Origin of the sequence: Bradyrhizobium sp. HKCCYLS1011, assembly GCF_051167795.1 — a bacterium.
GTDB lineage: Bacteria > Pseudomonadota > Alphaproteobacteria > Rhizobiales > Xanthobacteraceae > Bradyrhizobium.
Genome location: NZ_JBNPTT010000001.1, coordinates 830,478 through 855,623, shown reverse-complemented (window position 1 = coordinate 855,623; position 25,146 = coordinate 830,478). Strand labels below are relative to the sequence as shown.

The window sequence follows — 25,146 nt, the reverse complement described above, 5'->3', positions numbered from 1 at the left end:
TCGCCGATGACCGGTTATGGCCCGTCCCGGACCTTCCGGTCTGCGCCCGCGATGTCGGCTTCTAGGCCCCGACCGAAAGTAAGCGGTCGGGGGAGCGATAGGCCGTCTTTGACCCGTTGCAGACATGCGATCGGCACGGGGCGACAAGCAAACGGTGGTCCGCAAATGTTCAGTTGAATTTAGGGAGAGCCTGTTTTGACCGTCGGCTGCGAGTCGTGTTGGGGCAGCCTCATTCGATATCCGACGACAACTCCCAAAATAATGCTGGCGAGCAAAAACAGCGGTGAAGCGAGCACAACGAGAAAGCTGGACGGAGGGGAGCTGTCGTAATCCGTCCCAAGCGTGCCGTACGCAAGATACACCGCCAGGGTAGCTAACAGCACCATCGCGATAAAAGATAAAATCATCGCCCCGCATCCGATTGCGAGTCTTATCAGCCAAGACGGCATGGAACACTCCCAGTAGGGGCCTCATTGAGCGACCTCTTTCATAGCAGGCCAAATCTGTGATGTTGCCTATTGGCCCTTTGCGACGCAATCCGCCTGCGGCCTACATGTCGGCTCTGAGGGGTAGACCGGACTTCATAAAGATCGGGCAAGACCGTCGCGATTGACCCTAAGCAGAAGCTTTCGATCGGACTGGCCAGCGCGACAAAACACTTCTGCATCCGTCAAGAAGTTGACCCAGATGACTCTGATCAAGGTCAAAATTGAACTCGTGCGACTGGGTCATGTGGTCGGGTGTCAACATGATTTTTACTGCCATGTGGCCGCGAGAGCCGGACCGAATCGCAATCTCCAAGTTAGGCTCCAAACAACGTAGCCCGGCTTCGCCGACCAAAGTCGCATGAAGTGCTTCTAGTTGTTCAACGAAGCCTGCTAACTCTGGGATGTTGACGAATGCTCCCTTTGCTTCGACCCCCGCACCGGGTGCTTCGACCCGCGCTCGAACATTCAGCCAGTTTCCGTCCCAATAGTCGGTGGCCTCGGGAAATTGACGACCAAACACCCAAAGCGAGAACCCACCGAGCTTAAGGTCTGGTTCGTCCGAGTGCATTGGCGTCTCCACTAAAAACCACGCCACGTTTTATCATGGTAGTTTCGATGAAGCCATGTCGCCTTCTGGCCCGTCCCGGACCTTCCGGTCTGCGCCCGCGATGTCGGCTTCCGGGCCTTGACCGGAAGTAAGCGGTCGGGGGACCGTTAGGCCGCTTTTAACCCGAATCCGACAGCGCTGCTGGACTATCCTTGGCGTGGCGACGACGGCCTGATCAGATGCTTCTTCGCTGTGAAGGCCGCAAATCCGATCAGGAAAATACCGAGAAGAAGAAACACAATGTGGAGTGCCATTCCCAAAACAAACGAAGAGAACACGACGAAGTTCGCAGCTTGCTGATTGTATCGGTTCGCTCTTTCGCGAAAGGGTTCTGCGAAATCGGCCAGAGGAAAGTGCCTGACAATTTCCCACCCGTTAAACGCAGCTAGAAGAGCGCCGATGGACGCGATGAACACACATCCGGTGATAAACGCGTTCCTTGGCTTCGTCAAAAGTGACCCACAGCCTCTTCACGTCAGTGATGGGATTTACACCCTAAAAGTGAATGGTCGCCTAAGTAATCTTGTCAGCTTCTGGCCCGTCCCGAACCTTCCGGCCTGCGCCCGCGATGTCGGCTTCCGGGCCTCGACCGGAAGTAAGCGGTCGGGGACCGATATGCCGCTTTTGACCCTGAGCCGACCTGACGGTTCACCCACGCCAGGTCGGCGACACCCGGGCTTCGGAGTGACTGGTCAAGAGCATCCGAAGATACTGCACCGCCGAATGGTGGTATGGACCACCGATTCGGGCGCACCCAACAGGGTCATGGGACGCCTGACCAGGTGAGTCATGGCCCGGGGCGCGCGCGCCTTCAGAAAAGCAACGACCTCCGGGCTGATGTCCTCCACGGACCGGTGCGTCTGTCCGACATTCGAAAACAGCCCGCCCCCTTCGTGATCGAGCCGAAGCGCGCCGACGTCGACGATCTCGCCCGCGCGAACCTGGAATTTGGCGTGTGGGCCACCATACCCTTCACTCGTATTGCCGCAACTGATGCCCCGCAGGAAGTGCTCGCCTGGAGGAAGCGAGGCGATTGCGCCATCGGCCACGATGATCCTGATCGTCTTCGTCGGCGCGCCCTTGTCGAGACTCTGGCTGAGAGTGACGACGGGAAAGCCACAACGCGTGACACCGCCACCGATCTTCGGCGTGCCGAGGATTGCACCGACGATCACCACAGCGCGATGGTCCTGCAGTTCCCGCGCGATGGCGTCGTCGACCGTCAATCCGTCCGGCGGTCTCAGAACGTTTTCGATTTGTGCCCGAGCAGCCGGCATTGACGCGACGAGCGCGAGCCAGACAGCCAGAACAGTGATCCCCTTCGCAACGCTCCGCGTCATCGCCATTGTGCCTCCCGCAACTGCCCTCAATTATAGCAGGTGCACATTGCCGGATACAACTTTTGAGCCGAATTGACGGACAAATCAGCCATGCGAAACCGCATGAATCTCTCGATCTCCGGCATGGGCACTGCCCTTCAGCTTCGCTCAAGACCGAGGCGACAGCGGGCAGATGAACGACGTCCGTTTATGGCCGATTCCGTTGAAAAAGTCGGCAGTTGCGACGCAGAGATATCGGTGATTCAGTCTGTCTAATTGGCAGGACTGAAGGTCATGATGGGGCATCGGCAAGTCGAACAGGCTGCGTTGTTCTATGAGTTCTCGCTAGAAAGGCACATCCCAGCCGACCACCTCCTGCGGTCGATCGATAGGTTCGTCGACCTCGAGGACCTGCGACGAGAGTTGGCACCCTTCTACAGCAACATCGGGCGGCCCTCGATCGATCCGGAGTTGATGATCAGGATGCTGCTAATCGGCTATTGCTTCGGCATCCGATCGGAACGGCGCCTCTGTGATGAAGTCCGCCTCAATCTGGCATATCGCTGGTTTTGCCGGCTGGGTCTGGATGGAGTTGTCCCCGATCACTCGACGTTCTCGAAGAACAGGCACGGCCGCTTTCGTGAGAGCGATCTCTTCCGTCGCGTGTTCGAGACCGTCTTGCGCCGCTGCATCCGGGAGCGCCTGGTCGGCGGCGAAGGGTTCGCAGTTGACGCGAGCCTGATCAAGGCGGATGCCAATCGGCAGAAGGGAATCGAAGGCGATAAGGGGCTTCCACCGGAGGCCGCGGGTCGAGCGATCGACGAGTATCTTGCCGTTCTTGATGATGCCACGTTCGGTGCCGCGACGGAGGTCACGCCCAAGTTTGTGTCGCCCTCCGACCCGGCGGCGCGGTGGACGGGAGCGCACGGCGGCCAAGCCTTCTTCGCCTACTCGACGAACTATCAGGTCGACGTCGAGAACGCGATCATCGTCGATGTCGAGGCGACCACGGCGATCCGCCAAGCGGAGGTGTTGGCCGCCAAGCGCATGATTGAGCGTTCACTCGAAAGGTTCGATCTTTATCCAAGCCGGCTTCTCGGCGACAGCGCCTATGGCTCCGCTGAGATGCTCGGGTGGTTGGTCTACGAGCACGGGATCGAGCCGCACGTCACCGTCTTCGACAAGTCGGCCCGCACCGACGGGACCTTCTCGCGTGAGGCCTTCACCTACGACCATACCAGGGACATCTATCGCTGCCCCGGTGGCAAAACCCTCACCACCACAGGAACGCCGGTGAACGATGACAAGACGATCCTCTACCGCGCCAGCAAGTACGATTGTCAAGCATGCTCTCTGAAAAGCAGGTGCTGCCCCAACACCCCGGCCCGGAAAGTGCCGCGCTCGATCTACGAGGGCGCTCGCGACATGGCGCGCGAGATCGCAAGCTCATGGGAAGGCCGCACTTCACGCCGGCTCCGCAAGAAGATCGAGATGCTGTTCGCGCATCTCAAACGCATTCTCAAGCTGGATCGGCTGCGACTAAGAGGACCGAACGGCGCACGTGACGAGTTCACCCTCGCTGCCACCGCTCAGAACCTTCGTAAACTGGCGAAGCTGATCCCGAACCCCGCATAGCGTCGGCGAAGTCGGCTCGCCTGCTTCGGCGTCGACTTCTGTACCGCCCACTACTGCTGCCTTTTTCAACGGAATCGGGCCAAAGCGGGCTTTGTTGGAGACCATGTCAGTCACAAATTGTTGGCGCCGCCAGTTCACGCTATAGCTGGCGAGGTCCGGCCGATGCAGCTCGATAATATGGCCAGCCTGCGACGGCCCCACGAAACGCGAGGAAGCAATCTCCATGCTCCAGTACGCTTGGACCTGCAGGTGCTGCGGACGGCAGCAAAGCGGGTTGCCACTCAATTTCGCCGTTCCCGAGCCAGATCCTTGGCGGGCCGTTCCTGAAGATCATAGAGGCTCAGCAGGAAACAAGCTCGATGAGAACCTCTGTGTAATCGGCAACAAGGATTTCTTCATCCGAGGCTGCGTCGAAATTCCTATCGTCGGCCTCGACGAGAAGTTCATCTGGGGAGTATGGGCTTCGTTATCGGAGAGCAACTTCAAACGCGTTCTGGACCTTTGGTCTGCTGACGTCACGGGCGAACCGCCCATGTTCGGGTGGCTTTGCAACAACGTCTCGCAATACCCTCCAACGGCAGGCCTCAAGACGAACGTCCATCTCAGAAATAACAATCTGCGGCCGACGATCATGATCGAGCCAACTGACCATCCGTTCGCGGTTGATCAGCGTGAAGGCATAACTCTGGAGAAGGGCGAGAGACTGGTGTCAGCAATGATGCCGCACCACTGAGTAGCAGCGGACTTAGGCTTTGGCCGGCATTACGAGGTCCGCATCTGGCCCCAAAGGCGACCAAACAATCGAAGGCGCCGGCTTCCGCTCTTCAGGAACGGGCGGACGCTCCATTGGCGGTTCGCGAGCGCGCCGGCGACAAAGCTCATCCCAGATCGCGTGCGCCAAAACACGAAGTTCGCGTGCGATTCCAACGCGACTCGGCGTGTCCAGTCCTGTCGCGAAAAATTTCCTTGTTTCGTTTTTCCAGAAATTGTGGTTGTCTGACGACATCCCGCCTCATCACGGAGGGGCGTTGCGCGCGATCGTCACGACACGCGAGGCGGGGAGGCGGTGGCCGCGAAGCACCGGCAGCGCTCGTTTGGACGCGGACGAACGGTGCTTTGCGGACGGTGAAGTCGTGTGGTCCTGGCGCCCCGGTGCTGGCGTCTGCGCAACGCGTTTACGCGTTGTCGCAAACAGGGGCAAGAAAGCCGGTCCCTGGGGAGATCACGTATAATCCGTCAAACACCGCGCAGGGAATGCCGGGTATTCGGCTGCACCTGTGGTGACTGCCGCCTGCTTTTTCTTCTGCAGGCGGGCCGCGGGTGAGGCCTTCACCCGGCATTCCCTGCGCCCTCTCGTTTTCAGAGGGACAATGAGTTTCAAGCATAACCCGGGCATGATGAGCCGCGGGAATACGAGGTCATGTCTGATAGACCGTTCACGCGATGTCATTCCAGGACCTGCCGCGAAGCGGCGCGGGCCCGGAATCCGTAACCACCATCGTGAGTATGGAGTCCGGGCTCGCCCTCCGGGCGCCCCGGAATGACGGTGGGGAAATATCCGTCCTTCTCGATGCGCGTCATTGCGAGCGCATTGTTCAGCCCGGCGGTCATGCCGCACCTCACTGTTGGCCGTCGACGCAAGCTCGCCGCCGCGCTCTCACAGCCCGGTCGAAGCCTCGATCTTGAACTGCGCCAGCGCCATCGAGGGATCGATCTTGAGCAGCTGCACCAGCTGCAGTGCCGGCACCTTGGCGCGCGGTGTCAGCTTGAGCGTCAGCGTCTGCCGCGGCGTTTCGATGAAGCGGCTGACCGCCTCGATCGCAGCCGCCACATCGGGATTGCCGGCCGCAAATTGCTGCCCGCTGTCATGCAGGCTGTCGACCAGCGCCTTCTTCGCATCCTCGCGTGTCATCGTGTGCGTGCGCGCATATTGCGCCACCAGGAGGTCGATCGCGCCGAGGTCGCGCAAGGAAAGCTCCAGGCCGCCGGCCTCGATCTGCGCGGCCACTGCAGTCGCCGCTTGCGGGTCGGGCGTGAAGAGCGCGCGGGGCACATGCGCGAGCGAGAGGCTCGCGGAGGCGCCGAGCAGGTTGGCAAGCTCGATCTTGACGGGCGAGAGGGCCACGCTGCTGGAGGCCTCGGTCCAGCCGACGCCGAGATCGGCATCCAGTGCCAGCGTATCGATGCCGGCCGCGAGCAGCGGCAGCATGGCCGCATTGGACGGATCGACGGGGCCGGCCATCTTGGTCGTGAGGTGCGCCTGGGTCGGGATCGGTCCGACGAACTGGCCCCAGTTCAGCGCGACGTTGTCGATCTTGACCGGCTTGTTCGTGCTCTTGAACGGGGCTTCGAGCGCCTTAAGCTCGACGCCTTGGATGAGCTTCAGCGCGGCCAAAGCCGCGCCGGGTTGCGGCTGCACCGGCTTGTCGGCAAATTGCGCGCTGAGCCGCATCAAGCCGGCGATATCGAACGCCTTGAGCGCAAAGCGGCCGAGCTTGATCGGTCCTTGCGGAGAGCGCCCGTCGAAGCCTTCCAGTGCGAGGTCGCCCTTGCCGTCGGCGAGGCTGACGCGCAGGCCGGCGAGCTTGAACGGCCCCTCCGGGGTCTCGAGCGCGAGCCCGCGCAGCTCGAGATTGCCGAATTGAAGGCCCTCGTAGAGCGAGGCGACCTTGTCGAGCAGCTCGCGCGACTGCTCCGGCGTCGGCTGCATTCCGGGCTGGGGGATCGCGGCCAGAAGCGCCGGCAATTGCAGCTTCGAGGGCCGCACGCCGACATCGTCCATGCTGATCCCGTCCATCCGCATGCGGACGCCGAGGTCGGAGGTGATCTCGTAGGCGCCGGCCGTCGCCTGCCGATACAGACGATAAATATGGTCGTCCTTGGCTTTGTCTGGATCGAGGATCGCCGCCAATGCGCTCGTATCGATGTCGCTGTGGACGATGTCGACGACGCGGCCGTGCATCTTGCCGGCCTTGCTGTTGCCCGGCGCCGCTGCCGCGGGCGGCAGGTCCATCGTGAACACCACTTCGTCGAGCTTGTAGCGTGCGATCTTGCCGGCCTTGATGTCGTCGACCACAAAGCCCGAATACGTGAATTCGCCGCCGCCCGGTGCGGCGGGGTTCGGTGCCATCGTAGCGGTGACCTGCGGCACGGCGATCGAGGCGGCGCTCACGGTCATGAACTGCTCGACCAGCGCGCGGGAGACCTCCACCAGCGATGCCGTGGATGGCGGCCGCTGCAGCCGCGTCGGACCGGAATAGTCTTTCACCACCAGCTGGGGCGCCTTGTAGGTCAGATGCGCGCCCGACGGAGCCGGCAGTTGTGCGTCGACCGCGATGTCCCTCACGTCGATGGTCGCGGCCGAAAAGTGGGCCGGATCACTCTGGGTGACACCGGTCGCCGTCAGATTTCCGATCCTGAGGTTGGCAGGCGATGGCGAGGCCGATTCGGTGGCGACATCGGCAACCGTCAGCGTCCGGCTCCAGATGTCGAAGGCGACCTTGCCGTGCGTGGCCCTCCCGCCGCTCGCGCGAATCTGGTCGAACACGGCGTCGACCTCGGCCGTCGCGCGGTGCTGGACGTACCAGCCGAAACCGAAAAAGCCTGCGATTGCAACTGCAACCACGGCGAGAAGTCCAGCAAAAATCCGTTTCATTCGATGCCCCGCTTACGGTCTAGGCAAAAGCATGGTCATAGTCTTGGCGGAATGGATCGGGTAGGGATGTGTCTCTGTAGCCTTGAGAAATTGCCGTCCCCGCCTGTCGATCGGCATGGTTTCGGATGTTGCACGAACGCTGTTTCGCGTGCTTCACATGCGTTTCCATTTGCCGGAAAACGCCCTCCTGAACCAAGTTCATGACAGCAATAGTCCGGGGCCGGAAACGCTGGAGCCGTTATGTCGTCCTATTCTGAAGATCTCCATTCCGCAGCACTGGCGTACCATCGGCTGCCTCGCCCGGGCAAGCTGGAGATCCAGGCTACCAAGCCGCTCGCGAACCAGCGCGACCTGGCGCTGGCCTATTCGCCGGGCGTCGCCGCCGCCTGCACCGAGATCGCCAGCAATCCGGCGGAAGCGGCCTCGCTGACCGCACGCGCCAATCTGGTCGCGGTGGTCTCGAACGGCACGGCCGTGCTGGGCTTAGGCAATATCGGTCCGCTCGCCTCGAAGCCGGTCATGGAAGGCAAGGCGGTGCTGTTCAAGAAATTTGCCGGCATCGATGTCTTCGACATCGAGATCAATGCCGACACCATCGACCGGGTGGTGGAGACGGTGGCGGCGCTGGAGCCGACGTTCGGCGGCATCAACCTGGAGGACATTCGCGGTCCCGAATGTTTCGAGATCGAGGCGCGCCTGAAGGAGCGCATGAAGATCCCGGTCTTTCACGACGACCAGCATGGCACCGCCATCATCGTCGGCGCCGCGATCAAGAACGCGCTCTCGCTCGCCGGCAAGAAGCTCTCGGAGGTCAAGATCGTGACCTCGGGGGCGGGGGCTGCCGCGATCGCCTGCCTCAACCTCCTGGTCTCGATGGGGGCGCAGCGCAAGAATATCTGGGTCTGCGACATCGATGGCGTGGTCCATGAGGGCCGCAACACGCTGATGGACCCTTGGAAGGCGGTCTATGCCCAGAAGACCGACAAGCGCACGCTCGCCGACGTGATCGGCGGCGCCGACATCTTCTTGGGCCTCTCGGCCGGCGGCGTCCTGAAGCAGGACATGGTCAAGCAGATGGCCGACAAGCCGCTGGTGATGGCGCTGGCCAATCCGAACCCCGAGATCATGCCGGAGGAGGCGCGCGCCGCGCGGCCCGACGCGATGATCTGCACCGGGCGCTCGGACTTCCCGAACCAGGTCAACAACGTCCTCTGCTTCCCCTTCATCTTCCGCGGCGCCCTCGATGTCGGCGCCACCGCGATCAATGAAGCGATGAAGCAGGCCGCGGTCGATGCCATCGCGCAACTCGCGCAGGATCCGCCGTCGGATGCGGTCTCGCGCGGCTTCGACACCGGCGAGACGCAAGGCTTCGGGCCGGGCTCGCTGATCCCGTCGCCGTTCGATCCGCGGTTGATCCTGCGCATCGCGCCGGCGGTGGCCAAGGCGGCGATGGAGTCCGGCGTCGCGACGCGCCCGATCAAGAATTTCGACGAGTATACCGCACTGCTCGAGCGCTTCGCCTTCCGCTCCGGCCTGATCATGAAGCCGGTGTTCGCGAAAGCGAAAACCCAGCCGGTGCGCGTGATCTATGCCGAGGGGGAGGACGAGCGCGTGCTGCGGGCAACCCAGGTCGTGCTCGAGGAGAAGCTCGCGCGCCCGATCCTGGTCGGACGTCCCTCGGTGGTGGAGGCGCGCATCAAGCGCTTCGGCCTGTCGATCAAAGCGGGCAAGGATTTCGATCTCGTCAATCCCGAGGACGATCCGCGCTATCGCTCCTATGTGCAGACCTATATCGACGTCGGCGGCCGTCGCGGCGTGACGCCGGATGCCGCGCGCACGGTGGTGCGCACCAATGCCACCGTGATCGCGGCGCTCGCGGTGATCCGGGGCGAGGCGGACGCGATGATCTGCGGCGTCGAGGGCCGCTATATGAGCCATCTGCGCCACGTGCGCGAGATCATCGGCTTCATGCCGGGGGTGAGCGATTTCGCGGCGCTGGCTTTGACCATCACCAGCAAGGGCGCCTATTTCATCGCCGACACCCAGGTGCGACCGAACCCCACCGCCGAGGAATTGGCGGAAATGGCCTCGCTTGCGGCCAACCATGTGACGCGCTTCAACATCAAGCCGAAGATCGCCTTTGTCTCACATTCGGATTTCGGCAGCTACGACACCGAGTCCTCGCGCAAGATGCGCCAGGCTACTGCGATCCTGAAGCAGAACCGCCCGGATCTGGAAGCTGACGGCGAGATGCAGGGCGACACTGCGCTGTCGGCAACGGCGCGCAAGCTGATTCTGCCGCATTCCAATCTGGAGGGTGAGGCGAACGTCCTGATCATGCCGAACCTCGACGCGGCCAACGTGGCCTATCAGATGATCAAGGTGCTGGCGGATGCCGTGCCGGTCGGACCGATCCTGATCGGCCCGGCGCGCCCGGCGCACATCCTCACGCCGTCGGTGACGGCGCGCGGCATTCTCAACATGACGGCGGTGGCTGCGGTCGAAGCCCAAGAGCGGGCAGGGCGCCAGCAGCCGACGCTGTTTGCGTGATTTGACGACGGTGTGGCGGAATTCGTCCGAGTTCGGTCGCATTCCGCCCGCTATTTGATTGTTTGAAAGACTTGAGGAGAAGCTCCATACTTTCGCCGGTTCCCCGCCAAACTAGCTCATCGTGAGGCCAAGCATGCCAGCATTCATTACGTTCGGGCGCGTCCTGTTCGCCGTGCTGTTCATCTACACGGGCGCGACCAAGCTGTTCGGCATTCAGGCGACGGCCGATTTCATCGCGACCAAGGTGACGATCCCGGAGATTGCGGCACCCTACACGGCGCAGCTCGAGACCCTGACCAAGATGCCGATCGCGCAGCTCCTGGCGATTGCGGTCGGCGCATTCGAGATCGTGGCGGGGCTGATGATCGCGATCAATTTCCTGCCGCGGCTGTTCTCGCTGCTGATGATCATCTTCGTGGGCGCGACGATCTACTACTTCCACGATTTCTGGAACCAGCCGTCGCCCGACAACGCCAAGACCCTGATCGATGCGCTGAAAAATGTCTCGATCATCGGCGCGCTGTTCATGATCTTCGGCTATGGCCGCGGACCGGCGAAGCCGGCCGAAACGGCCTATGGGGATATCTAGCTCTGCCGGTTCCGCCGCCACGCGGTCACAGTCACGTCGAAAGCCGGATCGAGGACTTCGCTCTCAGCCGGCTGCAGGCCATGAGCGGCGAGCACCTGCTGCGGTGAGCGAGCGGCCGTCACGCCGGGAAAACAGGGCTCGCCGTCCGGCAGGTGCACGTGCGGGGCCTGCGACAGATAAAACGTGTCGTAGCGGTCCAGGAACATGCCGAACACGACTGGCCCGCCGATGATCGCGACCGTGCCGCTCTTGACGCCGGCCGCCCCGCAGGCCGCGTCGAACGGTGCGCCGGCAGGGTTCCACAAGGTCGCCTTGGGGTTGTCAGGATCAGGCGCAAACGCCTTCACGCCGCGGGTCAGGATGATGCGCCTGCGCTTCGGCGAGTTCGGCTGGTCTTCGTAGGAGTTGCGGCCATGCACGATCATGTCGGCACGGTCGAGCGCGGCGCTGAAGAACTTGGCGTCGCCGTCGAATTTGAGGGCGTTGGGCATGACGTTGCGGGCGTCCGCCAGCATGCCCTCAGCCGAGACGATGACATAGCCCTCGATGCGGAGCGGAGCCACGAACGACGCGAACGGAAAATTATTCCGCGACCGTGGTCACCACGCTCGACACCGGGCGCTGGCTGACCGTCGGCAGCTTGGCGATCTTGCCGAGGTCTTCGTCATATTGCGGCAGCGACTGCACCGGCGCCTTGGCCCGCATCGCGACGACCTTGTAGCCGCCCGCCTTGAGCCGACGCAAAAGCTCCGGCAGCGCCTCGGCGGTGTGCTTGTGGAAGTCGTGCATCAGGATGATGCCCTTACCGAGCTTGTCGAGCTTCTTGAAGGTGACATCGATGACCTGTTGGGCGTTGCGGGCCTTGAAGTCGAAGGAATCGAGGTCGCAGGAGAAGATACCGATGTTGCGGGTGCCGAGATAGGTCACCATCTCCGGCGGATGCTGCAGGGCGGGAAAGCGGAAGAAGGGCGCCGGCGAGACGCCGCCGAGCGCCCATTTGACGGCGCTGATGCCGCGCTCGATCTCGTCCTTGCGCTGGTCTTCCGTCAGCTTCTTGTTGGTCAGCGTCGCGTGCGACCAGGTGTGGGTGCCGACCGTGTGCCCGGCATTGTACACTTGCTTGAGGATCTCCGGATAATAGGTCGCGTGCTTGCCGATCGAGAAGAAGATGCCGGTCGTGCACTGGTCGGCCAGCGCCTTCAGGACGGCAGGGGTGTTCTCCGGCCAGGGGCCATCGTCGAAGGTCAGCACGACTTCATGATCGCGCAGGAAGTCCAGCTCCTTGAAATGCTCGAAGCCAAAGCCGGGACCGCCGGTGGTGTCGATCTCGACCGTGCGGCCGACGCCGAGCGCCTCCGGGTTCATGCAGGGAGCACGGGGCGGCTGCTGCTGCGCAACAGCTTGCGTTGCTGCGGGTGCAGGCGCGGGAGCAGCCGCTGCTGGCGCCGGAGCAGGGGCGGCGGCCGTCTTCTGTGCCTGGGCCCACGCCGCTCCAGAGGTGAACATCGACATCGCCAAGAAACCGGCGACGGAACCCGCGACGATCAATCCTGCTGCAACACGCATCTTGTTCCCTCGAATGGTCCGCACCGTCACGGCGCACGCGAGCGCTTCATCCAGTGCCTATCCTGTTGAGGATATTAGCCCAGTCGTTCGACCCGCGGCAAAGGAAACGATCTGCAAAACAGCGCCAAAATTGCGGTCGTCCGCAGCAATGTTTCGCAGTGTGGTTTATAGGTCCGGCACAAGCCCGCACGAGCGCCGAATCCCACGACGATTTTTTCAGCAGCGGCAGAAGGTAACAAAGTGTTGAAGCTGCGGTCCGCGCATCCTTCCTTCGTGTTCCGGTCACGTCTTTGATGGCGGACACCAGGGCAGCTGCAGCAGCGGCATATAGTAGCCATGCCATTCGCAGATCGACTCCGGTCCGGTGCGCTTGGTCGCATATTTCACCGGCTCGGCCTGTCCGATCGCGATGTGGAGCGCGATCAGCGCATAGCCGATCGGCAGCGCGAAGCGATGCGATCCGATCTCGATGATGCGATCGAGCAGGATGGCGCCGGTCAGGATGATCAGGGGGTCGGTGAAAATGAAGTACTCGGTTTTCAAACCGCGGCGGACGCCGAGCGTGTCGATCCCGATCGCAGCGAGCAGCAGCAGGAGCGCCTGCAGCGCCAACAGCCGCTCACCGCGCCGCCATGCCACGACCAGACCCGGAACGATCAGCCAGGTCAGAAATACGGTTGGGCGAGCCGACGAATGCAGCACGAACGTATAACGCGCCAGCACCGATCCCAGGCCTTGCAGCAGCATCAACAGCGCCGCGCCCGGGCTCGCTGCATGGGCGGCATCTGACGTGCTGGCGTCGGCGAAGGCCAGCATCTTTTCCAACGGATTGAAGATGGCGATCACGTTTCGGCTGTCGTAGTCGACATCGAGCAGCATAAGCGCGAGCGCCGCGCCTGCGATCACGGCGGCCATTGAGGCGACAGTCTCGGCGGCGCTGATTCGCCAGATCCGGGCGTAGATGATCATGCAACTCAGAATGAGAAGCATGATCGCCGCCTGATAGTGACCAAAGCTGTTGAACAGGATGGGACGAAGTTGCGCTGCGTCAAGCAGGGCACGATCAAAACCGACGGTGACGAGCGGGAACGCCATCCACACTGCTGCAGCGGCGGCACTCATCGCCACGAAGGCCGTCACCCAGGCGGAGCGTTGATCCCAGAATGCGACGCTCCGGCTGGCCTTGCTGCCGAACGGCAGGATCAGAACGGGCAGGGCGCCGATCAACAGAATGGCCTGCACCTTGTTTTCAAGTCCTATCACGCACAACGCAGCCGCAAGCGCCAGCGCAAACGGACGCAGAGCGCTGGCGCGCCGGCTCATCACGATCAGGATCATCAGCGCAAAGATCACCGGCATCGCCGCGATCAGCTCGCTGCGCAGGATGCGCGAATGCACCGCGACACCGCCGGACAAGGCGAAGGCCAGGGTGGCGAGCAGGGCAACCCGCCAATCGCGGACGATGAGCCGGGTCAGGAACGCGAAGATCGCCACGCAGGCGAGCGCAATCAGAAGTGCGAGCACGCGGCCGGCGCGCACCGCGCCTGTCATCGCCGCATCGAAGGCGGCGACATCGGAGGCCGGCGGAATCGCCGATAACGTCCAGGCCTTGAGCAGACCTCCTGCGTGCAGCAGGCGAAACCAGGATTTCAGGCTGAGAATGGTGAGATAGGCGGGATGATCGAAAAACGCCTGCGGCTTGCCGTCGTTCATGACAAGCGCGTTGTAGATGACCATGAAGTCCATATCCGCATTGCGGAAATAGACGACCCAATATCCAAACAGGACGAACGAAAGCACCAGCCCGGCCAGGATGGCCGCCAAGCCGCCGCGCCAACCGAACATGGTCAGACGGTCAAGCGCGGTTTGGGGGCTCAGGGATTGCGGCGCAGCAGCGCGGGCAGGGGCAGCAAGCTGGGTCATGCGGCGGACTTAGCTCAACCGCCTCGCACCAGGAAGCCGGAACCGCCGTCAGCGCAGCGAAAGGATGAACTCGGTCCCCTCGCCGGTCTCGCCCTGGTTGATGCCCTGGTCGGACACGATCAGCGAGCTGCCGCTCGACAGCGCATCGCCAAGCCATGTCTGAACGTCGGCGGGGATCGTGATCCGGTCCAGCGCCTCGGTCGGGCTGTCCGGCTGCGGTACGGCCTTGGCTTCAGCCGGCGCCTCGCCGCCCTTCTTATGACCGTGCCGGGCGGTCCGCTCGCCGTCCTCGTTTCGCGCGGTCGCGCGCGCCGAGACCGGAACCGATACCACAGACCAATGCATCACATTGGAATCGGCTTTATCGGCCGTTGCCGTGAACACATGGGTCCCGAGTGGCCGATCAGCCGGTGCAATCGTGACCGCAACTTTGAAGACGGCCGCAAAGTTCTGCCGAACGTAGAGCTTGGAATCCTTGCGGCTAATGAAGATGGCAACCGGACTGTTGCGCTTCAGTTCGGGCTTCGCGGCGGGCGCCTTTTCGGCGGATTTGTCGACATTGGAAGCAGGAACACCAGGAGCCGGCACTGCAGTCACGTCCTGAGGCTTGTCCGGACCGTTGGTTGTTGCCGTCGGCGTATCGTCATGTTTGTTCGGCTCGCTATCGGCCGGCTTGCTCTCCGACCTGGTCCCGGCCTCGGCAGTCGCGCCGGTGCCCGGCTTGGTCGGAATGTCCGCCGCCGCCGGTTCGCTTCCGCTTGCGGAGCTCTGGCCGGCGTTGACCGGCGCGACATTCTCGGACACGTCAACGCGCGGTGTCACCTGAACCGGCGGCACGTCGGAGATGGTGGTCGAGCCGGGAGCAACACTGGCGTCCGCGGTATGGGTCTGGCCACGCAGCGGTGCTGCGGGCCCGGCGGAGCCGCTCAACTCATCGTGACCAATCGTCGAGCGCAAGTCGAGATTGGCGTTCACGGTGACGGAGGGAATCAGGGCGGCCCCCTTGTCGGCTTTCGGCGCAGCCGGCGTGGTCGCTTCCGGCAGAGCCGATGCGCTCGGCTGTGGCGCTTTCAAGGACGCGAGCAAGGGATGCGTAAAGTCGGACGGTTCGACCTCAGCCGGCGTGACGAACACGCGGGCGCCGACTCGAGTCCAGCCATACATCTTCACCGCGAAGCTTGGCGGCATGCGGATGCAGCCATGAGAGGCCGGATATCCTGGCAGCACACCGGCGTGAAGCGCGATACCCGACCAGGTGATGCGCTGCATGAACGGCATCGGCGCGCCGCTATAGATATTCGAACGATGAAATTTCTGCTTCTGTATCACGCTGAACACGCCCGTCGGCGTGGAATGACCCTTCATGCCGGTGGAGACCGGCGCCTCGGCGAACAGACCGTTACTGTCGTAGACCTTGACCTGCTGTCTGTTGATCGAGACCGCGACGATCAGGGGCCCTTGCGGCTTGACGGCTTCCTTCTGGGTGACAGCGGATTGCGTCTGATGGTGGCGCGCCTTGGGACGCTGGTGATGAAAGATCTGCCGCTCAGGTCGGTAGAAACTCGGATATGAATCGGTCCAGTAGGAATAGCCCTGTGCCGCGGCCTGTGATCCGGCTCCGATCGCAATCGAGCCTGAAAGAATGGCTGCGCAATAAAACCTGCGCCTGACGGCCGAATGAACGCAGAGCATTCCGACAAATCCTCAACAACCAGATGGTGTTAGTGTCGCAGACGGGGTCTGCGTTCACCAGCTTGGGGCTTCTGCCCTCTGCGATTCTCGCCATCAGCGTAGCAAAAAAGCCTCACATCACGTTAAACGGCGGGCGCTCCGGGGGGCATCGGGTGCCTTTCTCGCAGGCGTTTGTGGTCCTACATGGGCAGAATCCTGAAGCTGCCTTGGCTGTGGTAAAAATGGGAGATCGAGATGGCGTTTAAAACTGTCGGCTTGTGTGAACTGAGGCTGAAAAGCTTCACTTTGCTGCTACTTGCCGGCCTGTTCTCACCCGTCTCATCTGCCTCCGCGGCCGACGAACCTGATCTCATCTTCCGTCGCTCCACCGTTTTCAAGCTGCTCAGTCCCAACGACAAGCTTGCAACCTATGGAGTCGACGATCCCGAAGTGGAGGGCGTCGCCTGTCACTTTACCGTTCCGGAAAAGGGCGGTTATGCAGGCTGGCTCGGCCTGTCCGAACAGGTCTCAGATATTTCATTGGCTTGCCGGCAGATCGGCCCAATCAGGTTCAAGCACAAGCTCGAACAGGCGGACGACATGTTCCGGCAGCGGCGCTCGCTGTTCTTCAAGAAGATGCAAATCGTGCGCGGCTGCGACGCCAAGCGCAATACGCTGGTCTATATGGTCTATTCCGACAAGCTGATCGAGGGCTCGCCAAAGAACTCGACATCGACGGTACCGATCATGCCGTGGGGCAACGCCGATGATGGCGTGATCCAAAAATGTGGCGATTACATCCAATGAGATGCGGTCGAGCGACTCGTCACAGAAGAGATTTAAAACGCCGTTCTAAGTCGCTGCCTGGAACGGTGAATTTAAGTTCCAGTCAGTTGGTCCACGCAGGTCTCGTCGGAACTTCAGATTCAAAAGCCGCTCTAGAAACAATGGCTTGCTAGCGACCTTTCGTTTCCGAAATTCGCGCCTGTCATTACTCCGCGCGGGCAATAGATTGGACCTTACAGCTCGAGATCCGCGCAGCAGCTCTCGGAAGCTCGAGCGCCCGGAATTGTTTCGCGGAGTGGGATCTGACGAAACAATTCCGCCCTGGATGAAACCATTTTCTGCTTGCAACGCAAAATTGCCGAAACCGGCCATGGTTATCACCCTTGCCCGGTGCCAGCGCGGACAATAAGAATGCGGCAAGTGGCCAGCTCAAATTCCGCTCGGTCAAGGCGGTGTCGACCATGAAAGAACCGGAAGAACAACGGCTCGTCATGCTGTCTCGTCTTGGGCTAGCGGCCCTTGCCCTGTGCTTTGGTCTTCAGCTTGTCTCCGTCGAGGCGCGCCCGACCGCCAGACTTCCGGATCCGCGCGGAGACTTCGTTCGGCAATGCGCTCCGCATATGCTCGGCCGCTGGGCCCATCCCGAAGAGGTCTGCTCGTGTCTGCATGATCATGCCGCCGCCGTCGTTGAGGACACGGACATGCGTGAGGCGCTGTTGCGTGGAATCAGCGAGACGGGTGTACCGACCATCGAAACCGACTGGGTGCCGGCTGGGAAGCAGGCGGAAATCGGTCCGACCTTCACGAAGATCGCGAAGCCCGCCCTCCAGTGCATGTTCGATCCCGCGAAATAGCTATCGCGACCAGATCTACCCCTACCTTTATTTCTTGGACCCGAAGCGCGGGACGCATTTCCGAGCACGTTCGACGCCCATCGACGTCATCCTGGCGCCGGAGACCTCCTTGACTTGACCCGCCGGGCAAGTTCCGTCGTCGACCAGGACCCGCTGGCCCAGTCTGAGATCGGCGATGTCTTGCTCACGGCCGATATATTGCGCTTGCGCGGGCGCGACGACAAAGCCAACCAGCGCCAAGCCAACGCACAGGCAAGACAAGGACCGGCTCAGGCGAGCCGTGGACGAGAACGCCACACCCATCACTTGCTCTCGAAGCCTTTTCGCCCGATATTGATCCGTACACCTTCAGGTTGCTGCCCGGCCGCACAGAGATTCCGGTCGGGAACGCAGATGGCTGATGCTGGTGGAGCGGATTTGACGTTCGCTACCTGCCTGAGAACGTTGCGATTGTTGCCCATCAAATGGTCCACCCGGTCGAGAAATGCATGCGGCACTGTAGGGTGACCTCTGCGATTCTGAAAGCCGGGGCCAAAAACCGTGCCATTGGCGCGAAGTTGTGATTTCATGGTCAGTCGGGACACAGGAATGTTCAATGCAATGATCACCAACGATATTGCGCGGCGCATTGTCGACGCGGTGGATGATGGGTTTGACCGGCAATTGGCCGCCACCTGCGACTTCGTCGCAATTCCTTCCACGCGCGGTGCGGAGGGGCCTTGCCAGGACATGATCGGCGATCTCCTGCGCGAGCGTGGCTACGAGGTGGACGACTGGCACATCGACCTCAGTGAGCTGAAGGATTTGCGCGGCTATGGTCCGGTCGAGACCGACGTCTCCAAGGGACGCACCGTGGTCGGGACCTATCGCCCGCCGAGCAGCGTGGGCAAGTCACTGATCCTGCAGGGCCATTGTGACGTGGTGCCGGCTGGTCCGCTCGATATGTGGGAGACGCCGCCATTCTCGCCCGTGATCAAGGACGGCAAGATGTACGGGCGTGGCGCCTGTGACATGAAGTCCGGCACCATCGGCGCACTCTACGCCTTGGATGCGATCAGCGCCGCTGGGCTAAAGCCCACGGGGCGAATCCATTTCCAGTCCGTAATCGAGGAGGAAAGCACGGGCGTCGGCGCGCTATCCACCTTGCAGCGTGGCTATCGGGCCGATGCCTGCTTCATCCCTGAGCCGACCGATTGCAAAATGGTGCGATCCCAGGTCGGCGTGATCTGGTTTCGGCTGAAGGTCCGCGGCTTCCCGGTACACGTCTTCGAGGCTGGATCCGGCGCCAACGCGATTACGGCGGCCTACCACCTGATCCAGGCGCTCGAGCAGCTCGAGTCCGAATGGAACGAGCGCGCCCGAAGCGATCGGTACTTCAAGACGCTCCAACATCCGATCAACTTCAATCCGGGGATCATCAAGGGAGGCGATTGGGCCTCGAGTGTCCCGGCCTGGTGCGATGTCGATTGTCGCATCGCGATCCTTCCGGGCTGGTCGGTTTCCGAGTGCCAGAAAGAGATTCTGTCCTGCGTCGCGGCGGCTGCGCGTCACCACCGTTTCCTGTCGAACAATCCGCCGATCGTGGAATGGTCGGGCTTTCTGTCCGAAGGCTATGAGCTCACGAATGCGGCAGAACCGGAGGCCGCCTTCGACCGTGCCTACAATGCTGTCTTCGGCGGCGCTGTCGAAGATCTCGTCTTCACTGCCCTGACCGACACGCGGTTTTATGGACTGAACTACGACATCCCCAGCCTTTGCTTCGGCGCGAGCGGTGCTGCAATGCACGGCTTCAACGAATATGTCGATCTGGATTCGCTGCGCAAATCGACAAAGGCGACCGCGCTCTTCATCGCTGAATGGTGCGGTGTGGAAAAGGCGGCCTAGAACGGTCGGCCATTGCTGGCAATGACCTCGCAGGTCGTTGTCGCGATGACGCTGCGGGGCCAATCTCCCGAACATCCTTGGCAACAACCGGAGGAGGGGACGGTATGACGCCGCTTGATAAGATCAATGCGCTCAAAATGCCGTTTGCCGAGCTGAAGGGGGTGACTTTCACGGAAGCCACGCTCGACCGCGTGGTCGCCAGCATGACCGTGCGTCCCGACCTTTGCACCCTGAACCACACGCTCCACGGCGGCGCAATCATGGCGCTCGCCGATTCGGTAGGCGCCGCAGCAACCGTGATCAATCTGCCCGAGGACGCAAAGGGCACGACCACCGTCGAGAGCAAGACCAATTTCATCGGCGGTGCAAAGGAGGGAAGTACCGTCGTCGCGACCGCGACCCCGATTCATCGCGGCCGCCGCACGCAGGTATGGCAGACCCGGGTCGAAACTGACGACGGGAAGCTGGTTGCGGTCGTCACGCAGACCCAGCTTGTGCTCTGAACGCTGAAATCATTCTTTAACCAAGCATTTGTCGCATGGGCTTCATGTTTTCTCAGTAGAGCCGCGGGCTTGAATTTAATGTTGCGATGCACAATATAGCGTCTGTCTAGGGATCGACGCCTCCTCGAGGGCTGCTGCCAAGAGGAGATTTGCTGTGCCACAGGTAGATGTTTTCCGTCCGCGGCCGGGGTTCGGCTATGTGCGGACACTCAGCCAGCACGAAGAACTGCCGCTGTTGCGCGACCATCTGTTGCGACTTGATTCGGAAAGCCGTCACGATCGATTCAACGGTTTCCTGGATGACGGTTTCATCGAGCGTTATGCCGCCAAATGTGCTGCCGACGGCACTGTGATCGTTGCCTACATGGAAAACGGGATCGTACGTGGTGCGGCTGAACTGCATCCGCCGGAGCAGTCCGATGATGGCCTGCCGGAGGTTGCTTTCAGCGTCGAGACCTGCGTGCGTCGGCGCGGCGTCGGCAGCCTGTTGTTTGAGAGGGTGATTTCGGAAGCGCGTTGGAAGGGCTACCGCAGGCTGCGGGTCACGACCGGTGCGCAGAACCACGCGATGCGTGCCCTTGCTGCGAAATTCGGAGCGCATCTGGTCTTCAGCCACGGCGAATCAACCGGCACGATCGATCTCACACAGCAGCCGCAGGACGAGTTGGCCAAGATCGTGATCGACACCCCGATCGCCGCAGCGCGTGCGATCTTCAACCTGAACCGCGCTTGCTGGAAGCTGGTGAGCCGCATGTACGCGACCAAGCGCGCCGCCTGATCCACACGGCAAATGTCGCATACGAAAAGCGAGGGCGATCATCGCCTTCGCGTTTTTGTTGAGGAAGGTCTTTCTACCAGAAACGAAGCCTATGATTTGCGCACGGCACGAGCGCCGACGGGCTTCAGGTTCCGGTGCGCTTGTCGATGTTGAAGCGCCTGACAGTGCGGCGTTCGACCACCACGGCGCGCTGCTGCGTACCTTGATCTGCGGTGATGACGCGGGTCGCAGTGCGGGCCGCGACGCGGCTCGCCTTCTTCACTTCCGGCAGAACTTGCTCGAGCGGAAGACCCATCAGCGCCGACGCGATCTCGGCCTGGGCCTGCACATCTTCAGTGATGCCCGCCGCAGCGAAAATCGCCTCCTCAAGGGTCGGCGGGTCACGCCGGACGCGCCGAGGGCCATACTTGGTATTCCAGTCTTCGCTCATTGGGGCCTCATGAATGATCCGGGATACCTAGAAGGCTGAATGTTGCATTGCAATATGAAATCGATGCGACAGGCCTGTTATGCATTCACCATGTTGCGACCTTGCATCTCAGCGTCCTGCATGTGGGTGTGCTGCGGCCATCGCCGCAAGGCGGCGCGGCCAGATTCCGTCAGTGCGTAAACACCGCGCTCGGTGCGATCGAACCAGCCGTAGACATTCCGCAACAAGATTTTGGCTGCATCCGGAATCTCTGGGCGGAGATCGCGCACCCGCTTCGGGCCCGTCGCCAGGGCCGATGCACAGGCAAGCGCCTGCTGACGATAGGCCGTCATGATCGGGGCCCGCGTCGAGCCGCCGAGCGCCGGATCGCCCTTGCGGCGCTGATGCTCCGAGACAAGTCGCGAGCGCTTCTTTGGATTGCGACGCGGGGCAGTGGTGGCCGGAGCGACGAGCACCTCGACATCGCCGCCAGTCGTCACACCGAGCATGCCGAAACCGAGCCGTCGACAGAGATTACGGTAGCGGGCATCGCCTTCACGGCCCTTGCCGCGGGCGGACAGATTGGCTGCAATCCACGTCTCGTCGCTGGCGCCGGCACGGTCGACGGCTTGCAGCAAGAGTTCGAGATTGAAGGCCTGTTTCAGCTCGCAGATGACCACGATCGGAGGATCATCGCCCTTCAGTGCGACCACGTCGCAGCCGCCGATCTCGCCCTTGACCGAGAAGCCGAGCGTCTCGAGGAAGCGTTTCACTGGCATGTAGAGCGCGGTTTCCAAGGCAGGTCCCGGGCAAGCGACTCAGGTCGCGCGACTCTAGCCGCATGTATCCACCCAGGGCAGCCCAAAAGTGCAGCCAAAGTCGTGGTGCCGCCAACGAATATCCGGGCTCGCAGACGGCGTGCCGTTCGAAGCCGAGTTCCGCTTTGCGAGGCTGCCGCGAAATGAAGCGAACTTCGGAAGCGTAGGAGAGCACGAGCAGATCGTTGCTCCTCGTGCAGCTTGGATTGAGCGCTGACGACGGACGCGCGGATGAAAGTGATCAGAGTCCCAAGTCCGCCGTACTAGACGCGCCCCGCGACTGGAATCAACGCGCCGGTGACGCCGCTTGCCGCGTCGCTCGCCAGGAACAGGATGACTTCGGCGACCTCCTGCGGCGTCACCCATTTTTCAAATTCGGCTTTTGGCATGGCTTCGCGGTTGGCAGGCGTATCTATCGTCGAGGGGAGCACGGCGTTGACCGTGATCTTGCCTTTCCACTCAGCCGCGAGCGCCTCTGTCAGTCGATGCACGCCGGACTTGGAAGCGGCATAGGGGCCCATACCGGCGCCTGCCTGCAGTGCGCCGATGGCGCCGATATTCACGATTCGGCCCGTCTTCGACCGGGCAAGATGAGGGATCGCGGCACGCGATGCATGAATTGCCGTCAACACATTGAGCGCGTGCATTTTCTGCCACGCGGTATCGTCGCCATCGGCGACCGGCTCGAAGGTGAAGGCGCCTGCGATATTGATCAATGCGTCGAGCGATCCGAAATGGGCTGCAACAGCGTCAATCGCCGTCTTGGCCTGCGCCGCATCGGACAGGTCGACGCCGCCCAGTTCAATCCGGTCGTCGCTCGCAGGAATTTCAGCCTGAGCGTGATCGATGCCTGCGACGCGGGCGCCGCGGGCGAGGGCGAGTTCCGCAACGCTCCTGCCCAGCGCGCCGAGCGCTCCCGTGATGACGACCACCGTACCGTTCATCGCACCTCAATCCCAATTCACATGCCCATCGGCGCCAAGGGCCTAATATCGCCAAGCCCGACGGGACTTGCAATGGCCGCCACTTCGCGGCACGAACATGCAACCAAAGATGGCTAGGGGGAACGCAGATGACGGATACGCCAAACTGCAATCCGCACCTTGAACTGGTCAAGTTCAACTATCCTCTCAAGCATCTCTCCGAAAGCCTCAAGCGGTGGCGAAAAACGCGGATCGTTGCGATCGGATCGTCGACGACGGCGGGCGAAGGCGATGTGATCCCTTATCCGGCGCGCCTCGAACTTGCGCTGCGCAAGCGCTTTCCGGATCGCATGATCGACGTCGTCAATCGCGGGATCGGCGGGCAGGAAGCACCGGAGGAAGCCGCGCGCTTCGAGGCTGACGTGATCGAGGAGGGGCCGGCGCTGGTGATCTGGCAGGTCGGCACGAACGCGATCTATCACCGGTCTCTCTACGATCCGCACAGAGTGGCCGCGACCATCGCCACCGGATTGAGCTGGCTGGCCAGCCTCGAGATCGAGGCAGATGTGATCCTGATGGATCTCCAATACGCACCGGAGCTGCTGAAGGACAAGGAGGCTGACACGCGCCTCATGGTGGCGTTGATTGCCGAAGCCGCAGTTGCGGCCAAGGCCAATCTGTTTCCGCGCTTCAGGCTGATGGAGCAGTGGGTCAAGGATGGCATTGACCCCGGGAAGCTCATCGCCGGGGATGGTCTGCACCAAACAGAGTATTCGACTGCATGCGTCACGGCGGCGCTCGATGCGGCCATTGGCGCAGCGGTCAGCGGCGTCCCTGGCGCGGTCGCGTAGCCAGAAGGTTTAAGCGCCCGATCGTTAAAATTGACCGGACATTTGTAATCGGATCGCGACGGAGCCCAGATTACGGTTGGTCCCTGCAGTCGAGGGGTGTTGGAGCCTTATAATGATGAGACATCTGCCGGACCATGGTTTGCCGCTGGTGCAACTCAAGGAGCAGCGGCGCGATCTCGTGGTCGCCCTGCAAAATCGCACCGGTCCGGTCAGCGGCTGGGAGTTGATGCAGATCGCGGCCGTTCAGCAGGCCATTTCGGCTTTCGAAGAAGTGATTGCCGATTTGGATGCAATGGAGGCCGCGGAATCGGTGGAATCGGACGAAGCCGCCTGATCTGAAGACAAGCCAACGCGCAGACTCGAGCGGGTAAGCCGTGCCGCAGGCGATCCCTAGGCCGATTCCAGGTATCGCCCTTCGAGCGCGTTGCGCTCCGCTGCACCAAGGCCGATGCCTTCCCGAAGATAGGCATCAAGACCGCCATAGTCTGCCTGGATTGCATCGAATGCCGCGGCCAGGAATGACGCGTCAACGGTGCCGATGGCCTGCCGCACATCGTCCGGCAGGTCGGTGCCGGCCGTCGGATCGCGCCGGTAATACCGGTTGGTGAGCAGATAATCGTCCAGGATGACGTTATCAGCCACGCCCAGCGCATGCAGCACCAGGGCGCAGGCAAGACCGGTACGGTCCTTGCCGGCAGTGCAGTGGATCACCATTGGTGTGTGATCGTCTAGAAGGTGCGCAAACAACGTCCGGAAGCTCTGCGTGTTATGGCGCACGTAGTTGCGATAGGATTCCCGCATGATCTCGAGGGCGGCCTCGGCGCTCAGCCGTCCCGCAGCGAGCGCGGTCCGAAGCGCCGCCACCACGGTGGGTTCGATCGGCAGCGAGTGGACTGAGATTTCAGCGATGCCACATGGGGCCGCGATGCGCTCCTCGCGTCCACGGAAGTCAAATGCCGCGCGCAGGCCGAGCGCGCGAATGATCGCGATGTCGGCGTTGGTCAGCTGCCCGAGATGATTGGAGCGGAAGAGATGCCGCCAGCGCATGCGGCGCCCGTGGCCGGTCGGATAGCCGCCGAGATCGCGAAAATTGCTCGCGCCCTGGAGATTGAAATGGCGGGCCGGGATATCTGGCATGGCCCTAATCTACGCGATCGCCAGTTCGTGTGAAACGTTGCTGCGCGCGGTCTCGTCCTGCGGTCCCGGTATCGTCGACAATCCGAGGTGAGACGTGATGCTCGCATTCTCCAAAACTGCCTGCGAGCTGATACAATATTGTCCTCAAACAAAAAGGGCCGGAACGATCTCGTTCCGACCCTTCAGCACCTGCGGCAACG

General features: G+C 61.9%; 26 protein-coding genes. 11 read left to right on the top strand and 15 right to left on the bottom strand.

The window, feature by feature from the left end; translation table 11 throughout:
• Positions 1-179 precede the first annotated feature (179 nt).
• The 3 genes from ACQR1W_RS04000 to ACQR1W_RS03990 all read right to left on the bottom strand — a co-directional run bounded on the left by ACQR1W_RS04000 (position 180) and on the right by ACQR1W_RS03990 (position 2,441).
• The gene (locus ACQR1W_RS04000) at positions 180-449 is read right to left on the bottom strand and encodes a hypothetical protein (protein ID WP_434849578.1); all 270 of its coding nucleotides are present in this window, start codon (positions 447-449) and stop codon (positions 180-182) included.
• A 166-nt stretch (positions 450-615) separates the two neighbouring features.
• Positions 616-1,056 carry a WapI family immunity protein gene (locus tag ACQR1W_RS03995; RefSeq protein ID WP_434849577.1) on the bottom strand — a complete coding sequence of 147 codons (441 nt, stop codon included), beginning with the start codon at positions 1,054-1,056 and terminating at the stop codon, positions 616-618.
• Positions 1,057-1,787: 731 nt separating this feature from the next.
• Positions 1,788-2,441, bottom strand: a complete 654-nt coding sequence (locus ACQR1W_RS03990) for a hypothetical protein (RefSeq protein WP_316229024.1) — start codon at positions 2,439-2,441, stop codon at positions 1,788-1,790.
• A gap of 267 nt (positions 2,442-2,708) precedes the next feature.
• Between ACQR1W_RS03990 and ACQR1W_RS03985 the strand changes: the two genes are divergently transcribed.
• Both ACQR1W_RS03985 and ACQR1W_RS03980 read left to right on the top strand, forming a co-directional pair.
• A complete protein-coding gene (locus tag ACQR1W_RS03985) occupies positions 2,709-4,049 on the top strand; it encodes a transposase (protein ID WP_434849724.1) in 1,341 nt (446 codons plus the stop codon).
• 223 nt (positions 4,050-4,272) lie between these two features.
• A complete protein-coding gene (locus ACQR1W_RS03980; protein WP_434849576.1) occupies positions 4,273-4,782 on the top strand; it encodes a DUF2199 domain-containing protein in 510 nt (169 codons plus the stop codon).
• Positions 4,783-5,495: 713 nt separating this feature from the next.
• Here the strand turns inward: ACQR1W_RS03980 and ACQR1W_RS03975 are convergent.
• Entirely contained in the window at positions 5,496-5,660 is a 165-nt protein-coding gene (locus tag ACQR1W_RS03975; protein ID WP_434849575.1) for a hypothetical protein, read from the bottom strand.
• A 46-nt stretch (positions 5,661-5,706) separates the two neighbouring features.
• On the bottom strand, positions 5,707-7,704 hold the full coding sequence (locus ACQR1W_RS03970) for a hypothetical protein (RefSeq protein WP_434849574.1): 1,998 nt from the start codon (positions 7,702-7,704) through the stop codon (positions 5,707-5,709).
• A 240-nt stretch (positions 7,705-7,944) separates the two neighbouring features.
• On the opposite strand from ACQR1W_RS03970, the gene ACQR1W_RS03965 reads away from it, so the two are divergent.
• Positions 7,945-10,254, top strand: coding sequence for an NADP-dependent malic enzyme (locus ACQR1W_RS03965; RefSeq protein WP_434849573.1), 2,310 nt, complete (start codon positions 7,945-7,947; stop codon positions 10,252-10,254).
• A 133-nt stretch (positions 10,255-10,387) separates the two neighbouring features.
• A complete protein-coding gene (locus ACQR1W_RS03960) occupies positions 10,388-10,843 on the top strand; it encodes a DoxX family protein (RefSeq protein ID WP_434849572.1) in 456 nt (151 codons plus the stop codon).
• Here ACQR1W_RS03960 and ACQR1W_RS03955 read toward each other — a convergent pair.
• The 4 genes from ACQR1W_RS03955 to ACQR1W_RS03940 form a co-directional block, all read right to left on the bottom strand.
• The gene (locus ACQR1W_RS03955) at positions 10,840-11,406 is read right to left on the bottom strand and encodes a dihydrofolate reductase family protein (RefSeq protein WP_434849571.1); all 567 of its coding nucleotides are present in this window, start codon (positions 11,404-11,406) and stop codon (positions 10,840-10,842) included. The two genes, ACQR1W_RS03960 and ACQR1W_RS03955, sit on opposite strands and share 4 nt — an antisense overlap.
• Before the next feature lie 19 nt (positions 11,407-11,425).
• Entirely contained in the window at positions 11,426-12,409 is a 984-nt protein-coding gene (locus ACQR1W_RS03950) for a polysaccharide deacetylase family protein (protein ID WP_434849570.1), read from the bottom strand.
• 282 nt (positions 12,410-12,691) lie between these two features.
• Positions 12,692-14,332: a hypothetical protein gene (locus ACQR1W_RS03945; protein WP_434849569.1), complete on the bottom strand. Its 1,641-nt coding sequence runs from the start codon at positions 14,330-14,332 to the stop codon at positions 12,692-12,694.
• Between the two features lie 48 nt (positions 14,333-14,380).
• Positions 14,381-16,024, bottom strand: coding sequence for a L,D-transpeptidase family protein (locus ACQR1W_RS03940; protein ID WP_434849568.1), 1,644 nt, complete (start codon positions 16,022-16,024; stop codon positions 14,381-14,383).
• Positions 16,025-16,258: 234 nt separating this feature from the next.
• On the opposite strand from ACQR1W_RS03940, the gene ACQR1W_RS03935 reads away from it, so the two are divergent.
• Entirely contained in the window at positions 16,259-16,810 is a 552-nt protein-coding gene (locus ACQR1W_RS03935) for a CreA family protein (RefSeq protein WP_434849567.1), read from the top strand.
• Between the two features lie 440 nt (positions 16,811-17,250).
• The gene (locus ACQR1W_RS03930; protein WP_434849723.1) at positions 17,251-17,643 is read left to right on the top strand and encodes a hypothetical protein; all 393 of its coding nucleotides are present in this window, start codon (positions 17,251-17,253) and stop codon (positions 17,641-17,643) included.
• A 27-nt stretch (positions 17,644-17,670) separates the two neighbouring features.
• Here ACQR1W_RS03930 and ACQR1W_RS03925 read toward each other — a convergent pair whose 3' ends face one another.
• Both ACQR1W_RS03925 and ACQR1W_RS03920 read right to left on the bottom strand, forming a co-directional pair.
• Positions 17,671-17,946, bottom strand: a complete 276-nt coding sequence (locus ACQR1W_RS03925) for a DUF6719 family protein (protein WP_434849566.1) — start codon at positions 17,944-17,946, stop codon at positions 17,671-17,673.
• Positions 17,946-18,251 carry a hypothetical protein gene (locus ACQR1W_RS03920; RefSeq protein ID WP_434849565.1) on the bottom strand — a complete coding sequence of 102 codons (306 nt, stop codon included), beginning with the start codon at positions 18,249-18,251 and terminating at the stop codon, positions 17,946-17,948. Before ACQR1W_RS03920 ends, ACQR1W_RS03925 begins: the two co-directional genes overlap by 1 nt.
• Between ACQR1W_RS03920 and ACQR1W_RS03915 the strand changes: the two genes are divergently transcribed.
• The 3 genes from ACQR1W_RS03915 to ACQR1W_RS03905 all read left to right on the top strand — a co-directional run bounded on the left by ACQR1W_RS03915 (position 18,244) and on the right by ACQR1W_RS03905 (position 20,808).
• On the top strand, positions 18,244-19,527 hold the full coding sequence (locus tag ACQR1W_RS03915) for an ArgE/DapE family deacylase (protein WP_434849722.1): 1,284 nt from the start codon (positions 18,244-18,246) through the stop codon (positions 19,525-19,527). The two genes, ACQR1W_RS03920 and ACQR1W_RS03915, sit on opposite strands and share 8 nt — an antisense overlap.
• 104 nt (positions 19,528-19,631) lie before the next feature.
• On the top strand, positions 19,632-20,030 hold the full coding sequence (locus ACQR1W_RS03910; RefSeq protein WP_008970784.1) for a PaaI family thioesterase: 399 nt from the start codon (positions 19,632-19,634) through the stop codon (positions 20,028-20,030).
• Positions 20,031-20,184: 154 nt separating this feature from the next.
• Positions 20,185-20,808, top strand: a complete 624-nt coding sequence (locus ACQR1W_RS03905) for a GNAT family N-acetyltransferase (RefSeq protein WP_434849564.1) — start codon at positions 20,185-20,187, stop codon at positions 20,806-20,808.
• A gap of 124 nt (positions 20,809-20,932) precedes the next feature.
• Here the strand turns inward: ACQR1W_RS03905 and ACQR1W_RS03900 are convergent, their stop codons facing one another.
• From ACQR1W_RS03900 to ACQR1W_RS03890, 3 genes are all read right to left on the bottom strand, one after another.
• Complete coding sequence (locus tag ACQR1W_RS03900; protein WP_434849563.1) at positions 20,933-21,238, bottom strand: hypothetical protein; 306 nt, start codon at positions 21,236-21,238, stop codon at positions 20,933-20,935.
• Positions 21,239-21,315: 77 nt separating this feature from the next.
• Complete coding sequence (locus tag ACQR1W_RS03895; protein ID WP_434849562.1) at positions 21,316-22,014, bottom strand: DUF2161 domain-containing phosphodiesterase; 699 nt, start codon at positions 22,012-22,014, stop codon at positions 21,316-21,318.
• A gap of 284 nt (positions 22,015-22,298) precedes the next feature.
• Entirely contained in the window at positions 22,299-22,979 is a 681-nt protein-coding gene (locus ACQR1W_RS03890; protein ID WP_008970780.1) for an SDR family oxidoreductase, read from the bottom strand.
• A 128-nt stretch (positions 22,980-23,107) separates the two neighbouring features.
• On the opposite strand from ACQR1W_RS03890, the gene ACQR1W_RS03885 reads away from it, so the two are divergent.
• Both ACQR1W_RS03885 and ACQR1W_RS03880 read left to right on the top strand, forming a co-directional pair.
• Positions 23,108-23,809: an SGNH/GDSL hydrolase family protein gene (locus ACQR1W_RS03885; RefSeq protein WP_434849561.1), complete on the top strand. Its 702-nt coding sequence runs from the start codon at positions 23,108-23,110 to the stop codon at positions 23,807-23,809.
• 115 nt (positions 23,810-23,924) lie between these two features.
• Positions 23,925-24,143, top strand: coding sequence for a hypothetical protein (locus tag ACQR1W_RS03880; RefSeq protein ID WP_434849560.1), 219 nt, complete (start codon positions 23,925-23,927; stop codon positions 24,141-24,143).
• Positions 24,144-24,199: 56 nt separating this feature from the next.
• Here ACQR1W_RS03880 and ACQR1W_RS03875 read toward each other — a convergent pair whose 3' ends face one another.
• A complete protein-coding gene (locus ACQR1W_RS03875) occupies positions 24,200-24,946 on the bottom strand; it encodes a tyrosine-protein phosphatase (protein ID WP_434849559.1) in 747 nt (248 codons plus the stop codon).
• Positions 24,947-25,146 lie beyond the last annotated feature (200 nt).

Excerpts from the sequence above, each read along its gene's own strand:
- ACQR1W_RS04000 (WP_434849578.1), bottom strand. The coding sequence starts at position 449 with ATGCCGTCTTGGCTGATAAGACTCGCAATCGGATGCGGGGCGATGATT.
- ACQR1W_RS03995 (WP_434849577.1), bottom strand. The coding sequence starts at position 1,056 with ATGCACTCGGACGAACCAGACCTTAAGCTCGGTGGGTTCTCGCTTTGG.
- ACQR1W_RS03990 (WP_316229024.1), bottom strand. The coding sequence starts at position 2,441 with ATGGCGATGACGCGGAGCGTTGCGAAGGGGATCACTGTTCTGGCTGTC.
- ACQR1W_RS03985 (WP_434849724.1), top strand. The coding sequence starts at position 2,709 with ATGATGGGGCATCGGCAAGTCGAACAGGCTGCGTTGTTCTATGAGTTC.
- ACQR1W_RS03980 (WP_434849576.1), top strand. The coding sequence starts at position 4,273 with ATGCTCCAGTACGCTTGGACCTGCAGGTGCTGCGGACGGCAGCAAAGC.
- ACQR1W_RS03975 (WP_434849575.1), bottom strand. The coding sequence starts at position 5,660 with ATGACCGCCGGGCTGAACAATGCGCTCGCAATGACGCGCATCGAGAAG.
- ACQR1W_RS03970 (WP_434849574.1), bottom strand. The coding sequence starts at position 7,704 with ATGAAACGGATTTTTGCTGGACTTCTCGCCGTGGTTGCAGTTGCAATC.
- ACQR1W_RS03965 (WP_434849573.1), top strand. The coding sequence starts at position 7,945 with ATGTCGTCCTATTCTGAAGATCTCCATTCCGCAGCACTGGCGTACCAT.
- ACQR1W_RS03960 (WP_434849572.1), top strand. The coding sequence starts at position 10,388 with ATGCCAGCATTCATTACGTTCGGGCGCGTCCTGTTCGCCGTGCTGTTC.
- ACQR1W_RS03950 (WP_434849570.1), bottom strand. The coding sequence starts at position 12,409 with ATGCGTGTTGCAGCAGGATTGATCGTCGCGGGTTCCGTCGCCGGTTTC.
- ACQR1W_RS03945 (WP_434849569.1), bottom strand. The coding sequence starts at position 14,332 with ATGACCCAGCTTGCTGCCCCTGCCCGCGCTGCTGCGCCGCAATCCCTG.
- ACQR1W_RS03940 (WP_434849568.1), bottom strand. The coding sequence starts at position 16,024 with ATGCTCTGCGTTCATTCGGCCGTCAGGCGCAGGTTTTATTGCGCAGCC.
- ACQR1W_RS03935 (WP_434849567.1), top strand. The coding sequence starts at position 16,259 with ATGGCGTTTAAAACTGTCGGCTTGTGTGAACTGAGGCTGAAAAGCTTC.
- ACQR1W_RS03930 (WP_434849723.1), top strand. The coding sequence starts at position 17,251 with ATGAAAGAACCGGAAGAACAACGGCTCGTCATGCTGTCTCGTCTTGGG.
- ACQR1W_RS03925 (WP_434849566.1), bottom strand. The coding sequence starts at position 17,946 with ATGGGTGTGGCGTTCTCGTCCACGGCTCGCCTGAGCCGGTCCTTGTCT.
- ACQR1W_RS03915 (WP_434849722.1), top strand. The coding sequence starts at position 18,244 with ATGATCACCAACGATATTGCGCGGCGCATTGTCGACGCGGTGGATGAT.
- ACQR1W_RS03910 (WP_008970784.1), top strand. The coding sequence starts at position 19,632 with ATGACGCCGCTTGATAAGATCAATGCGCTCAAAATGCCGTTTGCCGAG.
- ACQR1W_RS03900 (WP_434849563.1), bottom strand. The coding sequence starts at position 21,238 with ATGAGCGAAGACTGGAATACCAAGTATGGCCCTCGGCGCGTCCGGCGT.
- ACQR1W_RS03890 (WP_008970780.1), bottom strand. The coding sequence starts at position 22,979 with ATGAACGGTACGGTGGTCGTCATCACGGGAGCGCTCGGCGCGCTGGGC.
- ACQR1W_RS03885 (WP_434849561.1), top strand. The coding sequence starts at position 23,108 with ATGACGGATACGCCAAACTGCAATCCGCACCTTGAACTGGTCAAGTTC.
- ACQR1W_RS03880 (WP_434849560.1), top strand. The coding sequence starts at position 23,925 with ATGAGACATCTGCCGGACCATGGTTTGCCGCTGGTGCAACTCAAGGAG.
- ACQR1W_RS03875 (WP_434849559.1), bottom strand. The coding sequence starts at position 24,946 with ATGCCAGATATCCCGGCCCGCCATTTCAATCTCCAGGGCGCGAGCAAT.